Source organism: Streptomyces sp. NPDC046860 (genome assembly GCF_040645115.1).
Lineage (GTDB): Bacteria > Actinomycetota > Actinomycetes > Streptomycetales > Streptomycetaceae > Streptomyces.
Genome location: NZ_JBEYXQ010000003.1, coordinates 84,893 through 103,393 on the forward strand (window position 1 = coordinate 84,893; position 18,501 = coordinate 103,393).

The window sequence follows — 18,501 nt, forward strand, 5'->3', positions numbered from 1 at the left end:
GCCATGGCAGACACGGACAAGGCCGACACGGCCCAGGCCGACACCAAGGACGGCAACGGTTCCGGCCTGGACATGCTCCGCGACGAACTGGTCGAGTACCTGGGCGCCCAGGCCGAGCACCTCGTCGACAAGACGGGGGAGAAGCTGACCGATCTGACCCAGCAGCTCCTGCAGTCGGCCGAGGGTGAGGGCGGCGGCTTCCTCACCGGCGTCGGCAGCCGCATCCTCCAGGGGGAGTCACCGCTGAAGGCGCTCGTCGCGCAGAAGGCCGGAGACGTCAAGGACAAGGTGGTGGAAGGGGCCAAGAGCCTGTTCGGCGGAAGCAAGGGCAAGTCCGGCCGGGCCAAGGTGATGAACATCATCGAGGTGCTCGACATCGGCGTCCCCCTGCGCACCGCCTACGACCACTGGACCCAGTACGACGAGTTCAGCGGGTTCACCAAGGGAGTGCAGAGCGTCTCCCAGAGCGACGAGGTCACCAGCGACTGGAAGCTGAAGGTCGGCCCCTCCAAGCGCAGTTGGAAGGCGACCGTGCAGGAGCAGATCCCGGACCAGCGGATCGTGTGGACCTCGTCGGGAGCCAAGGGCACCACCCGGGGCTGCGTGACCTTCCACGAACTCGCCCCCGAACTGACCCGGGTCGTCCTCGTCGTCGAGTACTCGCCCTCCGGGTTCTTCGAGAAGACCGGCAACATCTGGCGCGCCCAGGGCCGCCGTCTGCGGCTGGACTTCAAGAACTTCCAGCGTTATGTCAGCTTCGCCGACCCGGACGAGGTGGAGGGCTGGCGCGGCGAGATCCGCGACGGCGAGGTGGTCCGCACCCACGAGGAGGCCATGGAGGAGGAGAACGAGGCCGAGGAAGAAGAGGGCGACGGCGAGGAAGAGGGGTACGAGGACGAGTACGACGAGGACGAGTACGAGGACGAAGAGGCCCCGGAGGACGAGGACGAGTTCGAGGACGAAGAGGCCCCGGAGGACGAGGACGAGTTCGAGGACGAAGAGGCCCCGGAGGACGAGGACGAGTTCGAGGACGAAGAGGAAGAAGAGGAGGAGGGCGAGGAGGACGAGGAGGAGAGCTGAGGCTCAGCCCAACTGCCGGAAGAACGCCCGGATGTCGCCCACCAGCGCTTCCGGCTGCTCCATCGCCGCGAAGTGACCGCCCCGCTCGAACTCCGTCCAGCGCACGATGTTGTCCGTCCGCTCCGCGAGGTGCCGCAGCACGAGGAAGTTCTCGCACGGGAACGAGGCGAACGCGGTCGGAGTCCGGGAGGGCTCGGGCGGCAGGCCGTGAGGGGCGGTGTGCGCGCGCTCGTAGTAGATGCGCGCGGAGGAACCCGCCGTGCCGGTCAGCCAGTACAGCATCACGTCGGTCAGCAGATGGTCGCGGTCGACGGCGTCCTCCGGCCGGTCGGTCGAGTCCGTCCACTCCTTGAACTTCTCCACGATCCAGGCCAGTTGCCCGACAGGTGAATCGGTGAGCGCGTAGGCGAGGGTCTGCGGGCGGGTGGACTGGATGTCGGCGTACCCCTGCTTCTCGCGCGTCCACTCCTTCATCCGCTCCCAGGACGCGAAGGTGCGCGCACGCTCGGCCGGGCTCAGCGCGGCGAGTTCCTCCCCGGTCGGCTCGGCCGTCGCACCGGCGCCGGGGATCAGGTTCAGGTGGACGCCGACGACCCGCTCGGGGTGGAGGCGGCCCAGCTCGCGGGCGACCGCCGCGCCCCAGTCCCCGCCCTGGGTGCCGTACCGCCCGTAGCCCAGGCGGTCCATGAGTTCCGCGAACGCCGCCGCTGTCCGGCGGTGCTCCCAGCCGGGCTCACTCGTCGGGCCGGAGAAGCCGAAGCCGGGAATGCTCGGCAGCACCAGATGGAAGGCGTCGGCCGGGTCGCCGCCGTGCGCGCGGGGGTCGGTGAGCGGGCCGGCGATCCGCTCGAACTCCGCGAACGAGCCGGGCCAGCCGTGCGTGACGATCAGCGGGGTGGCGCCGGGCTCGGGGGAGCGGACGTGTGCGAAGTGGATGTTCGCGCCGTCGATCGTGGTCGTGAACTGCGGCCACTCGTTCAGCCGGGCCTCCGCCGCCCGCCAGTCGTACTCGTGCCGCCAGTAGTGCGCCAGTTCGCGCAGGTAGTCGCGCGGCACGCCGCGCTCCCAGCCGGTACCGGGCAGCTCGTCCGGCCAGCGGGTGAGATCGAGGCGCAGGCGCAGGTCCGCCAGCTCGCTCTCCGGGACGGCGATACGGAACGGTCGGACACCCGCGTCCGGTGAAGTGGTCATAGCGGCGCAGCCTAGGCGTCGGGGCCGGTGCGGCCCGCATCATTTCCGCCGGGCCCGGCCCCCGCCCCCTGGGCCGAACGGCTCACGCCCGGTGCGGTTCATCCGGTGCCGGGTACGTGCCCTGCATGGACAGCTCCGATGTGGAACCGGCGTTGCAGGAGGCGCTGGACCGGCTCACGCTGCTGGACCAGACCGCCGCCGTCCTCGCGAGCACGCTCGACGCGGACGAGGGGATGCGCCGCGTGTGCCGGGTGCTGGTGCCGGCGCTGGCCGACTGGTGCGTGGGCGACCTCATGGACGAGGACGGCCGCGTGGAGCGCGTCTGCGTCACGCACCGGGACCCGGGCACGGCACTGGTCGGCATGACCGGCCTGCTGCCCGGAGTGGGGGAGGACGCCGACGACCCGTGGTCGCGGGTGCTGCGCGGTACCGGCGCGCTGCTGCTGTCGGCCGGTCAGTTCGCGTCGGAGCGGGAGACCACCGACCCCTTCCACGCCCTGAACAGCGAGCTGTTCCGGCGCCTGGGCGGCGCCTCGGGCATCGTCGCGCCGCTCAGGGCCCGGCGGCGGGCGCTCGGCGCGCTGACCCTCGTCCGCGACGCCGACCGGCCCCCGTTCGAGGAGCGGGACCTCGCGCTGGTGGAGGGGCTGGCCCGCCGGGTGGGACTCGCGGTCGACAACGCCCGGCTGCACGCCGAGGTGCAGACCATCGCCGAGCGGATGCAGCGCTCCCTGCTGCCCCGCCTGCCGGTCATCGACGGCCTGCGCATCGCCGCCCGCTACACTCCCGCCACCTCGTCCGCCCAGGTGGGCGGGGACTGGTACGACAGCTTCGTGCTGCCCCAGGGGGACACCGCGCTGATCATCGGCGACGTCACCGGGCACGATCTCCAGGCCGCCGTGGCCATGAGCCAGATCCGCAACATGCTGCGCGGTATCGCCTGCGACCGCCAGGAGCCGCCCGGCCGCATCCTGCGCCGTCTGGACCTCGCGATGTCCGTGCTCTCCCCCCACCAGACCGCCACCTGCGTCTACGCCCTGCTCAAGGGCCCGGAGGACGGCCGCTACCAGCTGGACTGGGCCTCCGCCGGGCATCTGCCGCCGCTGCTGGTCACCCCGGCCGGGGACACCACGTATCTGGACGCCGGCCGCGGCATGGTCCTCGGCGTCGACCCCGGCGCCGAACGGGTCGGGGCCGGGGCGGTCCTGCCGCCCGCCGGGACCCTGATCCTCTACACCGACGGCCTGGTCGAACGCCGGGGCGAGTCGCTCGACCACGGCCTCACCCGGCTGCGCCAGCACGCGGCCGCCCTCGTCGACCAGGACCTCGACGTCATGTGCGAGGAACTGCTGGCCGGTCTCGCGCCGGACGCCGAGGACGACGTGGCCCTGATCGCCCTGCGCCTGCCGACTTCCGCTCCGGAGGCGTCGCGGGACGCCTGAGGTGGTAGGAGAAGTACGAAAGGGGATTTTGCCAACGAATTACCTTCGTGATCGAAGGGACCGCGTGATGCCGACCTCCGCGACCATGACCACGACCACGACCACAGCCGGACCCCTGGCCTCCCCGGTCAACTCGCACACCGAATGGGACCCGCTGGAGGAGATCATCGTCGGGCGGCTCGAAGGCGCCACGATCCCCTCCCGGCACCCGGTCGTCTCCTGCAACGTGCCGCGCTGGGGCGCCGCGCTCCAGGGGCTGGCGGCCGGACGCAGATACCCCCGCACGCTGGTCAGGCGGGCGCAGCGCGAACTCGACCGGTTCGTCGACCTGCTGCGCTCCCTCGGCGTCACCGTCACCCGCCCGGACGCCGTCGACCACCGGCGCCCCTTCGCCACCCCGGACTGGCCGGCCAGGGGCTTCTGCAACACCTGCCCCCGGGACAGCATGCTCGTCGTCGGGGACGAGATCATCGAGACGCCGATGGCCTGGCCCTGCCGGTACTTCGAGACCCACTCCTACCGGGGCCTCCTCAAGGACTACTTCCGGCGCGGCGCCCGCTGGACGGCCGCCCCCAGGCCCCAGCTCACCGACGAGCTGTACGAGGACGACTTCCGCGTACCGGGACCCGGCGAGCCCGTGCGGCGCATCCTCACCGAGTTCGAGCCGGTCTTCGACGCGGCGGACTTCGCGCGCGCCGGGTACGACCTCTTCGTGACCCGCAGCAACGTCACCAACGGCATGGGCATCGAGTGGGTGCGCCGCCACCTCGGGCCCCGCTACCGCGTCCACGAGATCGAGAGCCGCTGCCGTACCCCCATGCACATCGACACCACCTTCGTACTGCTCGCGCCGGGCAAGGTGATGGTCAACCCGGAGTACGTCGACGTCGCCCGGCTGCCCGCCGTCCTGAGGTCCTGGGACGTGCTCGTCGCGCCGGAGCCCGACCCGATCCACGACCCCCTGCTGAAGGTCGCCTCGATGTGCGGCAGGTGGCTCAGCATGAACGTGCTGATGCTCGACGAGAAGCGCGTGATCGTGGAGCGCCACCACACCGGCATGCTGCGGGCCCTGGAGCGGTGGGGGTTCGAGCCCGTCCCGTGCGACCTGCTGCACTACGCGCCGTTCGGCGGCTCGTTCCACTGCGCGACGCTCGACGTCCGGCGCCGGGGCGTGGCACGGTCCGTCCTCTCCTGACGGCCCCCGGGGCCCGGTCAGGTGTGCCGGGCGTGCACCGGGCTGTTGGCGACCTCCTCCGGGCACTTGCGGCGCGAGCGCCGCCCCGGCCGGTCGCGCCGCCAGTCGGACGCGGCGAGCGCCAGGGACGCGGCCATGCCCACGAGCGCGGCGGCCAGCGCGGCGACGAGAGCGGTGCGGTAGTCGCCGCCGGTGTCGCCGAGCACCACGTAGAACAGGCCCGGCAGCGCGGCGGTGCCCACCGCGGCCCCGAGCCGCTGCCCCGTCTGGAGCGCGCCCCCGGCCGCGCCGGCCATGCGCACGGGCACGTCACGCAGGGTCATGGTGATGTTGGGGGAGACCACGAAACCGCTGCCGATCCCGCCGAGGAACAGCAGCGGAGCGGCCACCCAGGGCGCGATCCCGAGCGGCGCGAAACGCAGCAGCAGCGCGGTGCCGCCCAGGCCGGCGATCACTCCCGACAGGCCGCACACGGTGAGCACCCGGCCGAATCGTTCCACCAAGCGCCCGGCGAGCACCGCCGCGCTCGCCGAGCCGAGGGCGAAGGCGGTCACGGCCAGGCCCGACCTGAGCGGTGAGTAGCCGAGGCCGTGCTGGTAGAAGAGGGCGAACACCAGCCAGACGCCGCTGAACCCGACGAAGTACAGCGTGCCCACCCCGGCGCCGACCGCGTAGCCGCGCACGGTGGTGAACAGCCGCGGATCGAGCAGCGGCTGCGCCTCACGGGCGACCAGGCGCCGCTGCCACAGCGCGAAGGCCGTGAGCAGCACGACCGCGGCCGGGAACAGCCACCACAGCCGCCCGATCCCGCCGGAGTCCGCCTGGACCAGCGGGTACATCAGCGCCAGCACCCCGGTCCCGAGCAGCAGCACGCCCGCCACGTCCACGCGTCCCCGCCCCGACCGCTCGACGCGGGGCAGCAGGCGGCGGCCCAGCAGCACCGCGAGGAGGCCGATGGGGACGTTGACGTAGAAGATCCACCGCCAGCCCTGCTCGCCGGAGGCCAGGGCGAGGATCGTGCCGCCGGTGATGGGGCCGACGGCGGAGGAGATGCCCACGGTGGCACCGAAGAAGCCGAAGGCACGGCCGCGTTCCGCGCCCCGGAACATCTGCTGGATCAACGCCGAGTTCTGCGGCGCCATGAACCCGGCCGCCAGTCCCTGGCAGAGCCGGGCGAGCACGAGGGCGGTGATGTCCGGGGCCGCGCCGCAGGCCGCGCTGAAGATCACGAACCCGCTGAGCGCCAGCAGGAAGATGCGGCGCCGGTCCAGCGCGTCGCCCAGGCGCCCGGCGGTGACCAGGGCGAGCGCGAAGGTCAGCGCGTACCCGGACACCACCCACTGCACCTCGGCCGGGGTGGCGTGCAGATCCCGCTGGACGGTCGGCAGCGCCACCGCGACGATCGTCACGTCCAGCAGACTCATGAACCCGGCGACCAGGGTCACCCACAGGGCCCGCCAGCGGCGGGGGTCCGGCTCGTACCCGTCCTCGGAGGCGGCCGGGCCACCGCCCGACGCCGACGCCGACGCAGTCACCAGTACTCCTCTCGCCGGGGACACGGCACCGCGCGGTCGAGTTCCCCGGCAGGCCGCCCGGCACTCGTACGGCCCCATTTCGATCACCCTCGGTAGCAGGGCGGCCGCACAGTGAAGAGGATCGTTTGAGCGGGCGAAGACGGTGCAGGTGTTCTGCTTGGACATGTGTACGGCGAAAGGAACACCCATGGCGGCCCTCGACAACGAAGATCAGGTGGACCCCGTCGCGGTCAGACGCCACCGGGTGCTGTTCCGTGCGATCGAGCGGCGGCGCAACCCCAGGCTGCGCCGCAGCGACATCACGGTGACGGACCAGGCCGCCGTGCGGCGCGCGACCAAGGCCGCCGCGCTCGGCAACGCCATGGAGTGGTACGACTTCGGCATCTACAGCTACCTCGCCGCCACCCTCGGCCGGGTCTTCTTCCCCTCGGGGAACGCCACCGTCCAGCTGCTCAGCTCCTTCGCCACCTTCGCCGTCGCCTTCCTGGTGCGTCCGCTCGGCGGCATGGTCTTCGGGCCGCTCGGCGACAAGATCGGCCGCAAGCGCGTCCTGTCCATGACCATGATCATGATGGCGGTGGGCACCTTCGCCATCGGGCTGATCCCCTCGCACGCCGCGATCGGCCTGTGGGCCCCGGCCCTGCTGATCTTCTTCCGGCTGGTCCAGGGCTTCTCGACCGGCGGTGAGTACGGCGGCGCCTCCACCTTCATCGCGGAGTACGCCCCGGACAAGCGGCGCGGGTTCTTCGGCAGCTTCCTGGAGTTCGGCACGCTCGCCGGTTACGTCGGGGCCTCCGGCCTGGTCGTGATCCTGAGCACCGTTTTCAGCGACGAGCAGATGCTGCACTGGGGCTGGCGCATCCCCTTCCTGGTCGCCGCCCCGCTCGGCCTCATCGGCCTCTACCTGCGGCTCAAGCTCGACGAGACGCCCGCCTTCCAGAAGCTGGAGGGCGGCCACGTCCACGCGAGCGAGGCCGCCGACGCGGTGGAGACCTCCGCCACCGCCGACCTGGGCAAGATCTTCACCCGGCACTGGCGGCCGCTGGTGCTGTGCCTCGCGCTCGTCGCGGCGTACAACATCACCGACTACATGCTGCTGTCGTACATGCCGACCTACCTGTCGGACGAGCTGGGCTACCCCACCAACCACGGGCTGCTGATCCTGCTGCTGGTGATGGTGCTCCAGATGTGCGTCATCAGCCAGGTCGGCCGGCTCTCGGACCGCTTCGGGCGCAAGCCGCTGCTGATGGCCGGGATGCTGGGCTTCCTCTTCCTGTCCGTGCCGGCCTTCCTGCTCATCCGGCAGGGCAGTGTCGTCCTCATCGCGGTCGGCCTGCTCATGCTGGGGCTCTCCCTGGTGGCGATGCTCGGCACGATGTCGGCGGCGCTCCCGGCGATCTTCCCGACGCAGGTGCGCTACGGCTCCCTCTCGGTGGCCTACAACCTCGCCACCTCGATCTTCGGCGGCACGACCCCGCTGGTGATCACCTACCTGATCAGCGTCTTCCACACCAACCTGATGCCCGCCTACTACGCCACCGCGGCCGCGGTCGTCGGTGTCGTCGCGGTGCTGTGCATGAAGGAGACGGCGAACAAGCCGCTCGCGGGCTCGCCGCCCGCCGTGGAGACGGAGAAGGAGGCCGCGGAGATCGTCCAGGCGCAGGTCCCCTCGCCGAAGTTCTGACCCGCGCTGCCGTCCGTACGGCACGACGCCCCCGGCCTTCTGGGCACGGGGGCGTCGTCGTCCGGGGCCGGGACGCTACGGCTTGATGCCCACCGCGGTCCACAGGCTGACCTCGGCGTCGGTGGCGGCCGGTTCGCCGTCCGGGCGCCAGCGGTGACCCACCGAGACGCCGGGCTCCAGCAGCTCCAGCCCGTCGAAGAAGCGCGCCACGTCGGCCCGGGAGCGGAACTGCACCGGGGTCCCGGCGTTGTTGTAGATGTCCGTGACCTTCTGCCAGGTGGGCCCGTCGAAGTCGGGCGTGCAGTGGCTCAGGGCGAGCGCGCTGCCCGAGGGGAGCACGTCCAGCAGCCGGGAGACGATGCCGTACGGGTCCCGGTCGTCCGGCACGAAGTGCATCAGCGCGTTCAGGGACAGCGCCACCGGCCGCTTCATGTCCAGGACGTCGGTCAGCTCGGGGGCGTCCAGCAGCGACTGCGGGTCGTTGACGTCCGCCTCTATGTAGGCGGTACGGCCCTCTGCGGTGCTGCGCATCAGGCGCTCGGCGTACTTGAGGACGAGCGGGTCGTTGTCCGCGTACACCACCCGCGCGTCGGTGACCACGGACTGGGCCACCTGGTGCAGGTTCGGCTCGGTGGGGATGCCGGTGCCGATGTCCAGCCACTGCCGGATGCCGTGCTCCCGCGCGAGCACCCGGGTGGCGCGGTGCATGAACGCGCGGTTCTCACGGGCGCACACGAAGATGCCGGGATAGGCCGACGCCACGGCCTCGGCGGCGTGCTTGTCCGCCTCGAAGTGGTCCTTGCCGCCCAGGTAGTAGTCGTACATGCGGGCGGAGTGGGGCCTGCTGGTGTCGATGTCCCGCGCCGTGTGTGAGTTGGTCATCCTGTCCCTCTTCGGTGTGTGCGTGGGGGGAGAAGTCAGCCGGTGGTCAGATGGTCGGCGAGGCCCCGCTTGACCCCCGCGACGAACGCGGTGATCTCCTCCGGGGTGTAGATCAGCGCGGGTCCGGCGGGGTCGGTCGACTGGCGCAGCGCCACCCGCCCGTCGGCGAGCCGCTTGGTCTGCACGCACTGGCCGCCGTTGGGCCCGCTCCACGGCGACTCCCATCCCTGCTCACCGAGGTCGGAGGCGGGCATCCCGTTGTAGGCGCGGCCGCGGTCGTCGATGGCTGTCATGAGTACTCCTTGCGCATGCGGTTCAACAGCGCCCTGCTCTGCGCGTCGGAGGACAGCAGGGACATGCGGTTGTGCGCCTCCAGATGGGCGACGACGTCGGAGCGCTGGTCCAGGTACATCGCGCCGGAGAGGATCTCGCTGTAGACGATGTCCGGCAGCTCGGGCTCCGCGAACCGGAAGTACGTGAACGGCGCGCACGCGCCCACGTGGGCCCCGGCGGTGAACGGGACGACGTCGACGCTCACATGCCCCAGCTCCGAGACCTCCAGCAGCCGTTCGATCTGCTCGCGCATCACCTCGGGGCCGCCCACCGCCCGGTGCAGGACGGCCTCCTCCATCACGACCCACAGCGTGGGCGAGTCGGCGCGCTCCAGCAGGGCCTGGCGGCGCAGCCGCAGGTCCACGCGGCGCTCCAACTCCTCGTCGCCCTCGTTCGGGAAACCGCCGCTCAGCACGGCACGCGCGTACGCGCGGGTCTGGAGCAGTCCCGTCACGTAGTGCGGCTCGTAGGTGCGCAGGGTCCTCGCCCCGGTCTCCAGGCTCACGTACGCGCTGAACCAGCCCGGCACCACGTCACGGTAGGCGTGCCACCAGCCGGGCTCGTTGGCGCGCTCGGCGAAGGCGACGAACTCGTCCCGCTCCTGCCGGCCGGCGCCGTACGTGTCGAGCAGCTTCTCGACGTAGAGGGGCTTGAGAGCCACCTCGGCCTTCTCCAGCCGGCGGATGGTCAGGGCGGTGACCCTGAGCGCCCGCGCCGCGTCCTCCAGCGACACACCCGCTTCCAGGCGCCGCTCCTGCAGCCTGCGGCCCAGGACCATGCGCAGCACGGTCGGGGCGCTGCCGGTGCTGCCCGCGCTCGAACGGCCTTCACTCACGCCCTACCTCCTGATGGGCTGTCACTCCTGCAAGTGTGACAGGGAGTTGGTGAATCAACCAGACGGATAGCGGCTCTCTGTAATTATCAGGGAGTTGGTTGCAGCCTGAACTCGGTTGCGAGCATAGTTACTTGAGTGACCGCCTCACGGAAGGCAAGCATCGTGCCCCCCACCACGACCTCGTCACCCGACCTGTTGGACGTCGCCGACCCCGACCTCACGCACTGGATCACGCTGCGCTCGCACCATTCCAGCGTCAGGATCGCCCGCCGCTCCATGAGGGACCGGCTCAGCGGGTGGCGGCTGCCCTCCGGACTGCGCGCGGACGCCGTGCTGCTCGTGTCCGAACTCGCCACCAACGCCGTCCTGCACACCTGCAGCGTGCGCATCCTGTGCGGCATCGGCCTCGTCGGCTCCGGCCGGCTGCGCATCGAGGTGCACGACCACGACTACTCCGGCCGCGGCCTGTCCCGGCGGGACGCCGGCCCCGACGACGAAGGGGGGCGCGGGTTACTGCTCGTCGAGCAGTTCGCCGACTCCTGGGGTGTCGACCGGTCCCGGCTCACCAGCGGCAACGCGGTGTGGGCGACCCTGAGCCCATGACGCCGGTCAGCCCTCGGCGGGCGTCAGTTCGGCCAGCAGCAGGGTGCGGTCGTCGGCCGCGCCGGCGCCGGACGGCGTGTCCAGCAGACGCGCGCACAGCGCGTCCAGGCCGGTGCCGGGGCCGGTGGCGGCCGCGGCGTCCAGCGAGGCCGCCAGCCGGGATATCTGGTGGTCGATGTCGGCGTCGCGGGACTCGACCAGGCCGTCGCTGTAGAGCACCAGCAGCGCCGGCTCCTCGATGGTGAACACCGTCGCGTCGTAGTGGCCCGTACCGAGTCCCAGCGGAAGCCCGGGCCCGGTCAGGGCGAGCGGGGCGGTCCGCCCGTCCGGGCCGCGCAGCAGCGGCGGAGGATGACCGGCGCTCACCACGGTGCAGGTGTGCTCCCCGGGCGACCACTCGGCGTACACGCAGGTGGCGAAGGAGGCACCCGGCGTGTCGCTGGCGAGCGCGTCCAGCCGCCGCACCAGGTCGACCGCCGGTATGTCGAACCCGGCGAAGGCCCTGATGGCGGTGCGTAGTTGGAGCATGGCGACGGCCGACTCCGGGCCGTGACCCATGGCGTCGCCCACCACCAGGCCCACCCGGCCGCCGGGCCGCCGCAGCACGTCGTACCAGTCGCCGCCGATCAGCGTGTCCCGCCCGGCGGGCAGTGAGCCGTGGGCGACCCGGCAGCCCTCCACGCCCTGGAGCGTGCCCGACGGCAGGCTGCCCCGGATGGCCAGGGTGGTGCGCCGCTCGTGCTCGTAGCGGCGGGCGTTGTCCAGCGCCACCGAGGCCCGCGCGGCCAGCGCCTCCACCGCGGCCACCTCGGCGGGGCCGAACGGCGCCCGGTCCGGGCCGCGGGTGCACGCCACGAAGCCGAGCGTGGTGCCGCCCAGCCGCAGCGGCACGACGAGGAAGGAGGCCGCCCGCAGCAGCTCGCCCACACGCGCGTCCCCGCTGCCGGAGGCGATGAGCCGCGCGGAGGTGTGCGGGTCCACCGAGTCGAGCAACTGCGCCTGCCCGGAGGCCATCGCGCGGGCGTAGGGCGTCTCGCGGGGGAAGACGATCACCTCGCCGACCGGCAGCAGCTTCTCCCAGTCCTCGCGCGCGTCCGCGCCCACCCGCAGCGCCAGCCGGTGCGCCTCGATGCGCGGCGGGTTGGCCGTCGCGCGGGCGAACTCGCCCCGGCGCCAGCGCTCCAGCAGGTACACCGACGCCGCGTCGGCGAAGGCGGGCGTCAGCGCGTGGGTGAACTGGCTGCCGGTCAGGGGCAGATCGAGCGCGGAGCCGAGGGCGTCGGCGGCGGGGGAGAGGAGCGGCCGGCGCGGCGAGGGCCGGGCGGGGGGTGGATCGTCGATACGGCCGCGCGGGTCGTTCCGCAGAGTCGTGCCTTTCCGGGCTGGAGGCGTGAGCCGTGCGGCGGGAGTGAAGGGTGCCGCCCATCGGTCCGTGAAATTATATGATGATCCATCAAGTGAGGTGCATGAGACGGGAGTTGTGATGTCCGACAGTGCGATCGCGGGTCTCGGAGCGGAGCCCGACAAGGCGAGCGTGGCCAGGATGTACGACGCCATGCTGGGCGGGCAGCACAACTTCGCCATAGACCGCGAGGCGGTGGCCGCCTTCACCGCCATCGACCCCCAGGTGCGCACCCTGGCCCGCGCCAACCGGGACTTCCTCGGCCGCGCCGTGCGCTTCCTGATGGACTCGGGGGTCCGGCAGTTCATCGACCTCGGCTCGGGCATCCCCACCCAGGGCAACGTCCACGAGGTGGCGCAGGCGGCCGACCCGGACGCCCGGGTGGTGTACGTCGACAACGACCCCGTGGCCGTGGCGCACAGCGCGTCCCTGCTCGCGGACAACCCGCACGCCGACATCATCGACGGCGACATCCGCAGGCCCGCCGACATCCTCAACTCGCCGAGACTGCGCAAGCTGATCGACTTCGACCGGCCCGTCGCCGTACTGATGATCACGATCCTGCACTTCATCACCCCCGAGGAGGACCCCGGCGGCATCGTGCGCGCCTTCCGCGACGCGCTGCCCGCCGGAAGCTGGCTGGCCATGTCCCACGCGACCAACCAGGACCGCCCCGACACGGCCGCCGCCGTCGGACAGCTCTACCGGTCACGCGCCACCTCCCCGGTGACCGCCCGCTCCCACGACGAGATCCTCGGCCTCTTCGACGGCTTCGAGCTCACCGGGCCCGGCCTGGTCCACGTCCCGCTGTGGCGCCCGGACCCGGCGAACCCGGTGCCGGACAACCCGACGGAGTACTGGGTGTACGCGGGCGTCGGCCGCACCCCGGCCGAGTAGCCGGCCGCGGGGATTGACCCCGCGGCGCCCGGGCACCCGGAGGCCAGGGACGGCGGACGTGCCGCCGTCCGGCCGGTGGCAGGGAGCGAGCCGTACAGATGAGCGCGAGAACGACGTCGGCGCGGGACGGGCGCGGCGGGGCCCCGACCCCGCCCCTGCGGCCCGGCGGCTACGACCCGGCCGACTACGCGGAGACCGTGGCGCGCGCCGCCGAGGCGGCCGGGATCTCGCCGGTGCTGCTGATGACCGTGCTGCACAACGAGGCGTACAAACCGCACCACCCGCTGCTCGAACGGCTCTGGCAGTGGTGGAAGCCCGGCGCGTCCTTCGGCGTGGCCAACATGCACCGGGCGGCCTTCGAGTCGGTCCGGCGCGAGCACGGCCTTTCCGGGCGGTGGCAGGACCTGCGGGACGACCCCGCGTTCGCCCTCCGCGTGGCGGCCCTGCACCTCGGCGACCTCGACCGGGTCCTGCCCCGGCGCCACGTGCGCCGCTACACCCGCGACGAACTCCTCGCCCTCGGCTACAACGCGGGGGAGCGGAACATGCGGGCCTTCGCGCGCGGTGTGCCCCCGGGGCCCATGGCACGGTCCTACCTGCGGCGCTTCCGCGCCCGCCGGAGCCGGGCCGCGCGCGCCCTGGCGCGGGGCGGCCGGCCGGACGGCACGGACGCGGCGGCCGGCTGAGCCTCGGCGCCCGCACACCGGTCCCGGGCCACCGGATGCAGCCGGCCGGTTTCTGGGTGACGGTAGTCGCAGTGCCCCGGCCGGAACGCCCTTACGGCGCCGGCCGCACCGGCCGCTCCCTTCGGCCGGGCGGCGGGGCACCTCACGTCGGACGACGAGGAGGAACCGTGGCTACTTCCGATCACCAGCACGAGGGTCCCGCGGACGGCGGCGCGGCCGGCGAGCCCGGCGTCCACGACGGCGGCGCCGACGGCAGCGCGGAAGGACCCGCGGACGGCGGCGCGGCCGGGACACCGGGCGTCCACGACGGAGGTGCCGACGGTGGCGCGGACAGCGGAGCCGACAGCGGGGCCGAGGGTCCCGCGGACGGTGGCGCGGCCGGGACACCGGGCGTCCACGACGGCGGTGCCGACGGCGGCGCGGACCACGGGGCGGACCACGGCGCCGAGGGTCCGGCCGACGGCGGCGCGGCCGGTGAGCCCGGCGTCCACGACGGCGGCGCGGACGGCGGCGCCGGTAACGGCTCTTGACCGGCGATGGCACCGGCACCCGGAATCCCGGGCCCGCCACGGGTACCGGGATTCTGGAGGGCCGCCTGACCGGTCTGAGCCCCGGCGACTTCGCCCGGGACGTCTGGTCGCGCACCGCCCTCCTCACCCGCGGCGCGGGCGACTTCTCCGACGTCCTCGACGCCGGCGCCGTCGACGAACTCCTCTCCCGCCGGGGGCTGCGCACCCCGTTCCTGCGCGTCGCCCGGGACGGCAACGTGCTCCCGGAGACCTCCTACACCTCGTCCGGCGGCGTCGGCGCGACCGTGTCCGACCAGCTCGACGACACCGCCCTCATGCGGCTGTTCGCGGACGGCGCCACGCTCGTCCTCCAGGCCCTCCAGCGCACCTGGGCTCCCGTCGGGGACCTGTGCGCCCAGCTGAGCGCGGAACTGGGGCACCCGGTGCAGGCCAATGCCTATGTCACCCCGCCGCAGAGCCAGGGCTTCGACGACCACTACGACGTCCACGACGTCTTCGTCGTCCAGATCCAGGGCGCCAAACGCTGGCTCGTACGCGAACCGGTCCACCCGGACCCGCTCAGGGACCAGCCCTGGACCGGGCACCGCGAGGCCGTCGCCGAGGCCGCGCGGGGACCCGCGTACATCGACACCGTGCTGGAGCCCGGGGACGTCCTCTACCTGCCGCGCGGCTGGCTGCACGCCGCCCGCGCCAAGGGCGAGGTCTCCGTCCACCTGACCCTCGGCATCCACGTCTGGACCCGCTACGCGCTGGCCGAACAGCTCGCCGAGGCCGCCCTGGCCGGGCTGCGCGAGGACCCGTGGGCCCGCGCCTCGCTGCCGTTGGGTGCCGACGCCGCGGCCCACGCTGTGGACGCCGTCCGGGAACGCCTCGCCGCGGCCGTCGCGGAATGCGACGCGGCGCCCGGCCTCCACCGCACCCGGCGCGGCCAGGGCCGCCCGGCCCCGCTCGGGCCGCTGGCCCAGCTCGCCGCCCTCGACGCGCTCGGCCCCGGCTCGCCCGTGCGGCTGCGCGACGCGCTGGAAGCCCGCCTGGAGGGAGCGCGCCTGACGACCCGCGTCGGCCGGCTCGACCTCCCCGCCGCCGACCTGCCGGCGGTGACCCGCCTGCTGGACGGCGACGTCCGTACCGCCGCCGACCTGGGCCTCGACCTCGCCCGGAGACTGCTCCGCGCGGGCGTGCTGGTGCCCGCCCGAACGTAGCGGCCGCCCGGTGACGACCCCGGACCGCTTCTTCTGCGCCGACGCCGCCCGGATGCGCGGCGACCCGCTCGCGGGCACGGCGCCGCGCGGCGCCGTCTGGGTGCTGATCGAGTACCGGGGCGCCTGGCCGTCCAACGGCTACGACGGCATCGCCCTCGACCCGGAGACCAAGGCCCGCGTCTGGTCCGCCGCCCACGAGGTACGGGCCCGGATCTTCCTGATCAGGCGCCTCGTCCGGCCCAGACCCGAGGGGCCCGGCCGGTGGGCCGTACTGCACTACGAGCCCGCGGGCGCCTACCGCCAGCGCTGGGGCACCTGGAGCCGCGACCAGGACCTCCTGGAGATCGCCGAGGCGCTCCGGACACCCGGTCACCTCGACCTCCCGCCCGTCGTCCTGGTCTGCGCCCACGGCCAGCACGACATCTGCTGCGCCGTGCGCGGCCGGCCCGTGGCGCGGGTGCTCGGCGAACGCTGGCCGAACCTCGTGTGGGAGTGCACCCACGTGGGCGGGGACCGGTTCGCCGCCAACGTCGTCGTCGTGCCCGACGGCGTCTACTACGGGCGTCTCGACCCCGCGTCGGCCGTGGAGGCGGTCGAGGAGCACCTGGCCGGCCGCATCCCCCCGGACCACCTGCGCGGGTACACCGACCTCGCCCCGCCCCAGCAGGTCGCCGTCGCCGCCCTGCTGGCACGCTTCGGCCCGGCCGGACGCCACGCCTACACGGTCACCGCCACCGCCCGCGACGGCGACGACTGGCGGCTCCGCGTCGAACTCCACGCGCCCCGGCCCACCGCCTTCGACATCGAGGTGCACGCGCACCGCACCGGCCCGTACCGGCTGACCTGCCAGGGCCCCGTGCCCGGTCCCGCCGTCGCCTACGAGGTGCGGTCCATCAGCTCCGCTTGACTTCGAGGTCGCCCGTCCGGCCGAACACGACGCACACCGCGACACCGCGTTCTCGGTGGTCGGCGACGGGATCACCACCTCCGAGAAAGAAAGGTGACGCGGACTGTCACCTTTGGCGTGCACCGTGGAGACATGACCACAGACCCCACCAGGCCACTGTCCGGACGCGTCGCCCTCGTCGCCGGAGCGACCCGCGGCGCCGGCCGGGCGCTGGCCGTCGAGCTCGGCCGGGCCGGCGCCACCGTGTACGTCACCGGACGCACCACCCGCGAGCGGGCCAGCGAAGTCGGCCGGAGCACCGAGACCATCGAGGAGACGGCCGAGCTGGTCACGGCGGCCGGGGGCACCGGGACCGCCGTGCCCACCGACCACCTGGACCCCGACCAGGTACGGGCGCTCACCGCGCGGATCGACCGCGAGCACGGGCGGCTCGACATCCTCGTCAACGACCTCTGGGGCGGCGAACACCTGCTGGTCGGTTCCGTCTTCGGCAAGAAGAGCTGGGAGACCCCCCTCGACGACGGGCTGCGCATCCTGGAACTCGGGGTGCGCTCGCACGTCATCACCGCCGCCCTCGCCCTCCCGCTGCTCATCCGCTCCGACGCCCCGCTGCACGTGGAGGTGACCGACGGCACGGCGGTGTTCAACCGCCGGTACCGCGAGAACCTGTACTACGACCTCGCCAAGAACGCCCCCATCCGCATCGCCTTCGGCCTGGGCGAGGAACTCGCGGAGTACGGCGGCACCGCCGTCGCCGTCACACCTGGCTTCCTGCGCTCGGAGCAGATGCTCGCCCACTTCGGCGTCACCGAGGAGAACTGGCGCGACGCCGCCCTCCAGGAGCCCGACTTCGCCACCGCCGAGTCGCCCGCCTACCTCGCCCGGGGCGTCGCCGCGCTCGCCGCCGACCCCGGCCGCGCCGCCCGCTGGAACGGCAGGTCCACCTCCAGCGCGGAACTCGCCCGGACCTACGGCCTGACGGACGTGGACGGCAGCCGGCCGGACGCCTGGGCCTACTTCGAGGAGGTCAAGTCCGGCGGCAAGGAGGGCACGCCCGACGACTACCGCTGACCGCTCGCGCCGTACAGCGCGGCCAGGACCGCCGCGTGCTCGCGGAAGCGGGCGCGCAGGCTCTCGGGGGCCAGCACCTCCACGTCGGCGCCCAGCTCGCCGAGCCGGGCGAACGCGACCTCCTCCGACTCCACGGCCAGTTCGAGCGTGACCCGGCCCGCGCGGTCCGGGGCGCTCGCGGACGCCAGCGCCCCGGCGAGCCCGGCCGGGTCGGCCACGGCCGGCAGGCGGACCATCCCGCGCTCGGTCAGGCGCAGGGTGGCCGTCGACCGCAGCAGTGTCCGGGCGAACTCGGCGGCGTTGGCCCGCCAGTACCCGGCCAGGTCGAAGGCGGGATCGCGGACGAAGGCCCCGTCCCCGGCGGGGGAGAGGGCCGTCACCCGGTCGACGCGGTACGTGCGCCAGTCCCCGTCCCGCCCGGCCGGCACCCGGCCCACGACGTACCAGACACCCGCCTTGAGGACCAGCCCGTACGGCTCCAGCAGCCGGGTCACCGTGTCGTCCCGGCCCGGCCGGGCGTAGGTGAGCGCGACCGGACGGTCGGCCCACACGGCACGGGCCAGCTCCGGCAGCAGCTCCGGTGCCGACGGCTCCCGGAACCAGGCCGGGGCGTCCAGGTGGAAACGGCGTACCGAGGACTCGGCCGCCGCGCGCAGCGAGGGGAGCAGGGTGGCGGACAGCTTCAGCCGGGCGGTGTCCGCCGCGTCCGACAGCCCGAGATCGCGCAGGGCGGAGGGCAGACCGGAGAGGTACAGCGTCTCGGCCTCGGTGGGGTGCAGCGTGGTGAGCCGGGTCCGGTGCCCCGGCGCCAGGTGATAGCCGCCCGCCCGGCCGCGCTCGGCCCGGATCGGCACGCCCGCCTCCTGGAGCGCCTGCGCGTCGCGGATCACCGTACGCCGGGAGACCTCCAGCTCACGGGCGAGGGCGTCGGCGGTCAGGCCGGGGCTGGACTGGACGAGAAGCGCCATGCGGATCAGACGGGCGGCACGCATGGCTCAAGCATCGTGCACCGGCCGGGCGGGCGCC

The 18,501-nt window shown here is 73.2% G+C and carries 18 protein-coding genes; 11 read left to right on the top strand and 7 right to left on the bottom strand.

From position 1 onward, the window contains the following. Positions 1–3 precede the first annotated feature (3 nt). Positions 4–1,080 (top strand): SRPBCC family protein, encoded by a 1,077-nt coding sequence (locus ABZ898_RS06090; protein WP_361653292.1) that lies wholly within the window; start codon positions 4–6, stop codon positions 1,078–1,080. A 3-nt stretch (positions 1,081–1,083) separates the two neighbouring features. Here the strand turns inward: ABZ898_RS06090 and ABZ898_RS06095 are convergent, their stop codons facing one another. Continuing rightward, on the bottom strand, positions 1,084–2,271 hold the full coding sequence (locus ABZ898_RS06095) for an epoxide hydrolase family protein (RefSeq protein WP_361653294.1): 1,188 nt from the start codon (positions 2,269–2,271) through the stop codon (positions 1,084–1,086). A gap of 125 nt (positions 2,272–2,396) precedes the next feature. On the opposite strand from ABZ898_RS06095, the gene ABZ898_RS06100 reads away from it, so the two are divergent. Further along, a complete protein-coding gene (locus ABZ898_RS06100) occupies positions 2,397–3,713 on the top strand; it encodes a GAF domain-containing SpoIIE family protein phosphatase (RefSeq protein WP_361653296.1) in 1,317 nt (438 codons plus the stop codon). 67 nt (positions 3,714–3,780) lie between these two features. After that, positions 3,781–4,908, top strand: coding sequence for an amidinotransferase (locus ABZ898_RS06105; RefSeq protein ID WP_361653298.1), 1,128 nt, complete (start codon positions 3,781–3,783; stop codon positions 4,906–4,908). Positions 4,909–4,925: 17 nt separating this feature from the next. Here the strand turns inward: ABZ898_RS06105 and ABZ898_RS06110 are convergent, their stop codons facing one another. Continuing rightward, positions 4,926–6,443 (bottom strand): MFS transporter, encoded by a 1,518-nt coding sequence (locus tag ABZ898_RS06110; protein ID WP_361653300.1) that lies wholly within the window; start codon positions 6,441–6,443, stop codon positions 4,926–4,928. A 187-nt stretch (positions 6,444–6,630) separates the two neighbouring features. On the opposite strand from ABZ898_RS06110, the gene proP reads away from it, so the two are divergent. Beyond that, entirely contained in the window at positions 6,631–8,127 is a 1,497-nt protein-coding gene (gene proP, locus ABZ898_RS06115) for a glycine betaine/L-proline transporter ProP (protein ID WP_361653302.1), read from the top strand. 75 nt (positions 8,128–8,202) lie between these two features. Here proP and ABZ898_RS06120 read toward each other — a convergent pair whose 3' ends face one another. From ABZ898_RS06120 to ABZ898_RS06130, 3 genes are read right to left on the bottom strand one after another with little or no spacing between them, the layout of a single operon-like run. Beyond that, entirely contained in the window at positions 8,203–9,009 is an 807-nt protein-coding gene (locus ABZ898_RS06120) for an SAM-dependent methyltransferase (RefSeq protein WP_361653304.1), read from the bottom strand. Positions 9,010–9,044: 35 nt separating this feature from the next. Next, the gene (locus ABZ898_RS06125) at positions 9,045–9,302 is read right to left on the bottom strand and encodes a DUF397 domain-containing protein (protein WP_361653306.1); all 258 of its coding nucleotides are present in this window, start codon (positions 9,300–9,302) and stop codon (positions 9,045–9,047) included. Next, the gene (locus tag ABZ898_RS06130; RefSeq protein WP_361653308.1) at positions 9,299–10,177 is read right to left on the bottom strand and encodes a helix-turn-helix transcriptional regulator; all 879 of its coding nucleotides are present in this window, start codon (positions 10,175–10,177) and stop codon (positions 9,299–9,301) included. Before ABZ898_RS06130 ends, ABZ898_RS06125 begins: the two co-directional genes overlap by 4 nt. A 162-nt stretch (positions 10,178–10,339) precedes the next feature. On the opposite strand from ABZ898_RS06130, the gene ABZ898_RS06135 reads away from it, so the two are divergent. Next, the gene (locus ABZ898_RS06135; RefSeq protein ID WP_361653310.1) at positions 10,340–10,780 is read left to right on the top strand and encodes an ATP-binding protein; all 441 of its coding nucleotides are present in this window, start codon (positions 10,340–10,342) and stop codon (positions 10,778–10,780) included. Between the two features lie 6 nt (positions 10,781–10,786). On the opposite strand, the gene ABZ898_RS06140 is transcribed toward ABZ898_RS06135, so the two are convergent. Further along, positions 10,787–12,337, bottom strand: a complete 1,551-nt coding sequence (locus ABZ898_RS06140; RefSeq protein WP_361653312.1) for a PP2C family protein-serine/threonine phosphatase — start codon at positions 12,335–12,337, stop codon at positions 10,787–10,789. Between ABZ898_RS06140 and ABZ898_RS06145 the strand changes: the two genes are divergently transcribed. The 6 genes from ABZ898_RS06145 to ABZ898_RS06170 all read left to right on the top strand — a co-directional run bounded on the left by ABZ898_RS06145 (position 12,264) and on the right by ABZ898_RS06170 (position 17,475). After that, entirely contained in the window at positions 12,264–13,079 is an 816-nt protein-coding gene (locus ABZ898_RS06145; protein WP_361653314.1) for an SAM-dependent methyltransferase, read from the top strand. The genes ABZ898_RS06140 and ABZ898_RS06145 overlap by 74 nt on opposite strands. 98 nt (positions 13,080–13,177) lie before the next feature. Next, on the top strand, positions 13,178–13,765 hold the full coding sequence (locus ABZ898_RS06150; protein ID WP_361653316.1) for a lytic transglycosylase domain-containing protein: 588 nt from the start codon (positions 13,178–13,180) through the stop codon (positions 13,763–13,765). Positions 13,766–13,932: 167 nt separating this feature from the next. Continuing rightward, on the top strand, positions 13,933–14,295 hold the full coding sequence (locus tag ABZ898_RS06155; protein WP_361653317.1) for a BatC protein: 363 nt from the start codon (positions 13,933–13,935) through the stop codon (positions 14,293–14,295). Continuing rightward, on the top strand, positions 14,292–15,497 hold the full coding sequence (locus ABZ898_RS06160; protein ID WP_361653319.1) for a cupin domain-containing protein: 1,206 nt from the start codon (positions 14,292–14,294) through the stop codon (positions 15,495–15,497). Before ABZ898_RS06155 ends, ABZ898_RS06160 begins: the two co-directional genes overlap by 4 nt. A 10-nt stretch (positions 15,498–15,507) precedes the next feature. After that, positions 15,508–16,404, top strand: a complete 897-nt coding sequence (locus tag ABZ898_RS06165) for a sucrase ferredoxin (protein ID WP_361653321.1) — start codon at positions 15,508–15,510, stop codon at positions 16,402–16,404. A gap of 132 nt (positions 16,405–16,536) precedes the next feature. Continuing rightward, the gene (locus ABZ898_RS06170) at positions 16,537–17,475 is read left to right on the top strand and encodes an SDR family oxidoreductase (RefSeq protein WP_361653323.1); all 939 of its coding nucleotides are present in this window, start codon (positions 16,537–16,539) and stop codon (positions 17,473–17,475) included. On the opposite strand, the gene ABZ898_RS06175 is transcribed toward ABZ898_RS06170, so the two are convergent. Continuing rightward, positions 17,466–18,467 carry a WYL domain-containing protein gene (locus ABZ898_RS06175; RefSeq protein WP_361653325.1) on the bottom strand — a complete coding sequence of 334 codons (1,002 nt, stop codon included), beginning with the start codon at positions 18,465–18,467 and terminating at the stop codon, positions 17,466–17,468. The two genes, ABZ898_RS06170 and ABZ898_RS06175, sit on opposite strands and share 10 nt — an antisense overlap. Positions 18,468–18,501: the final 34 nt, after the last annotated feature.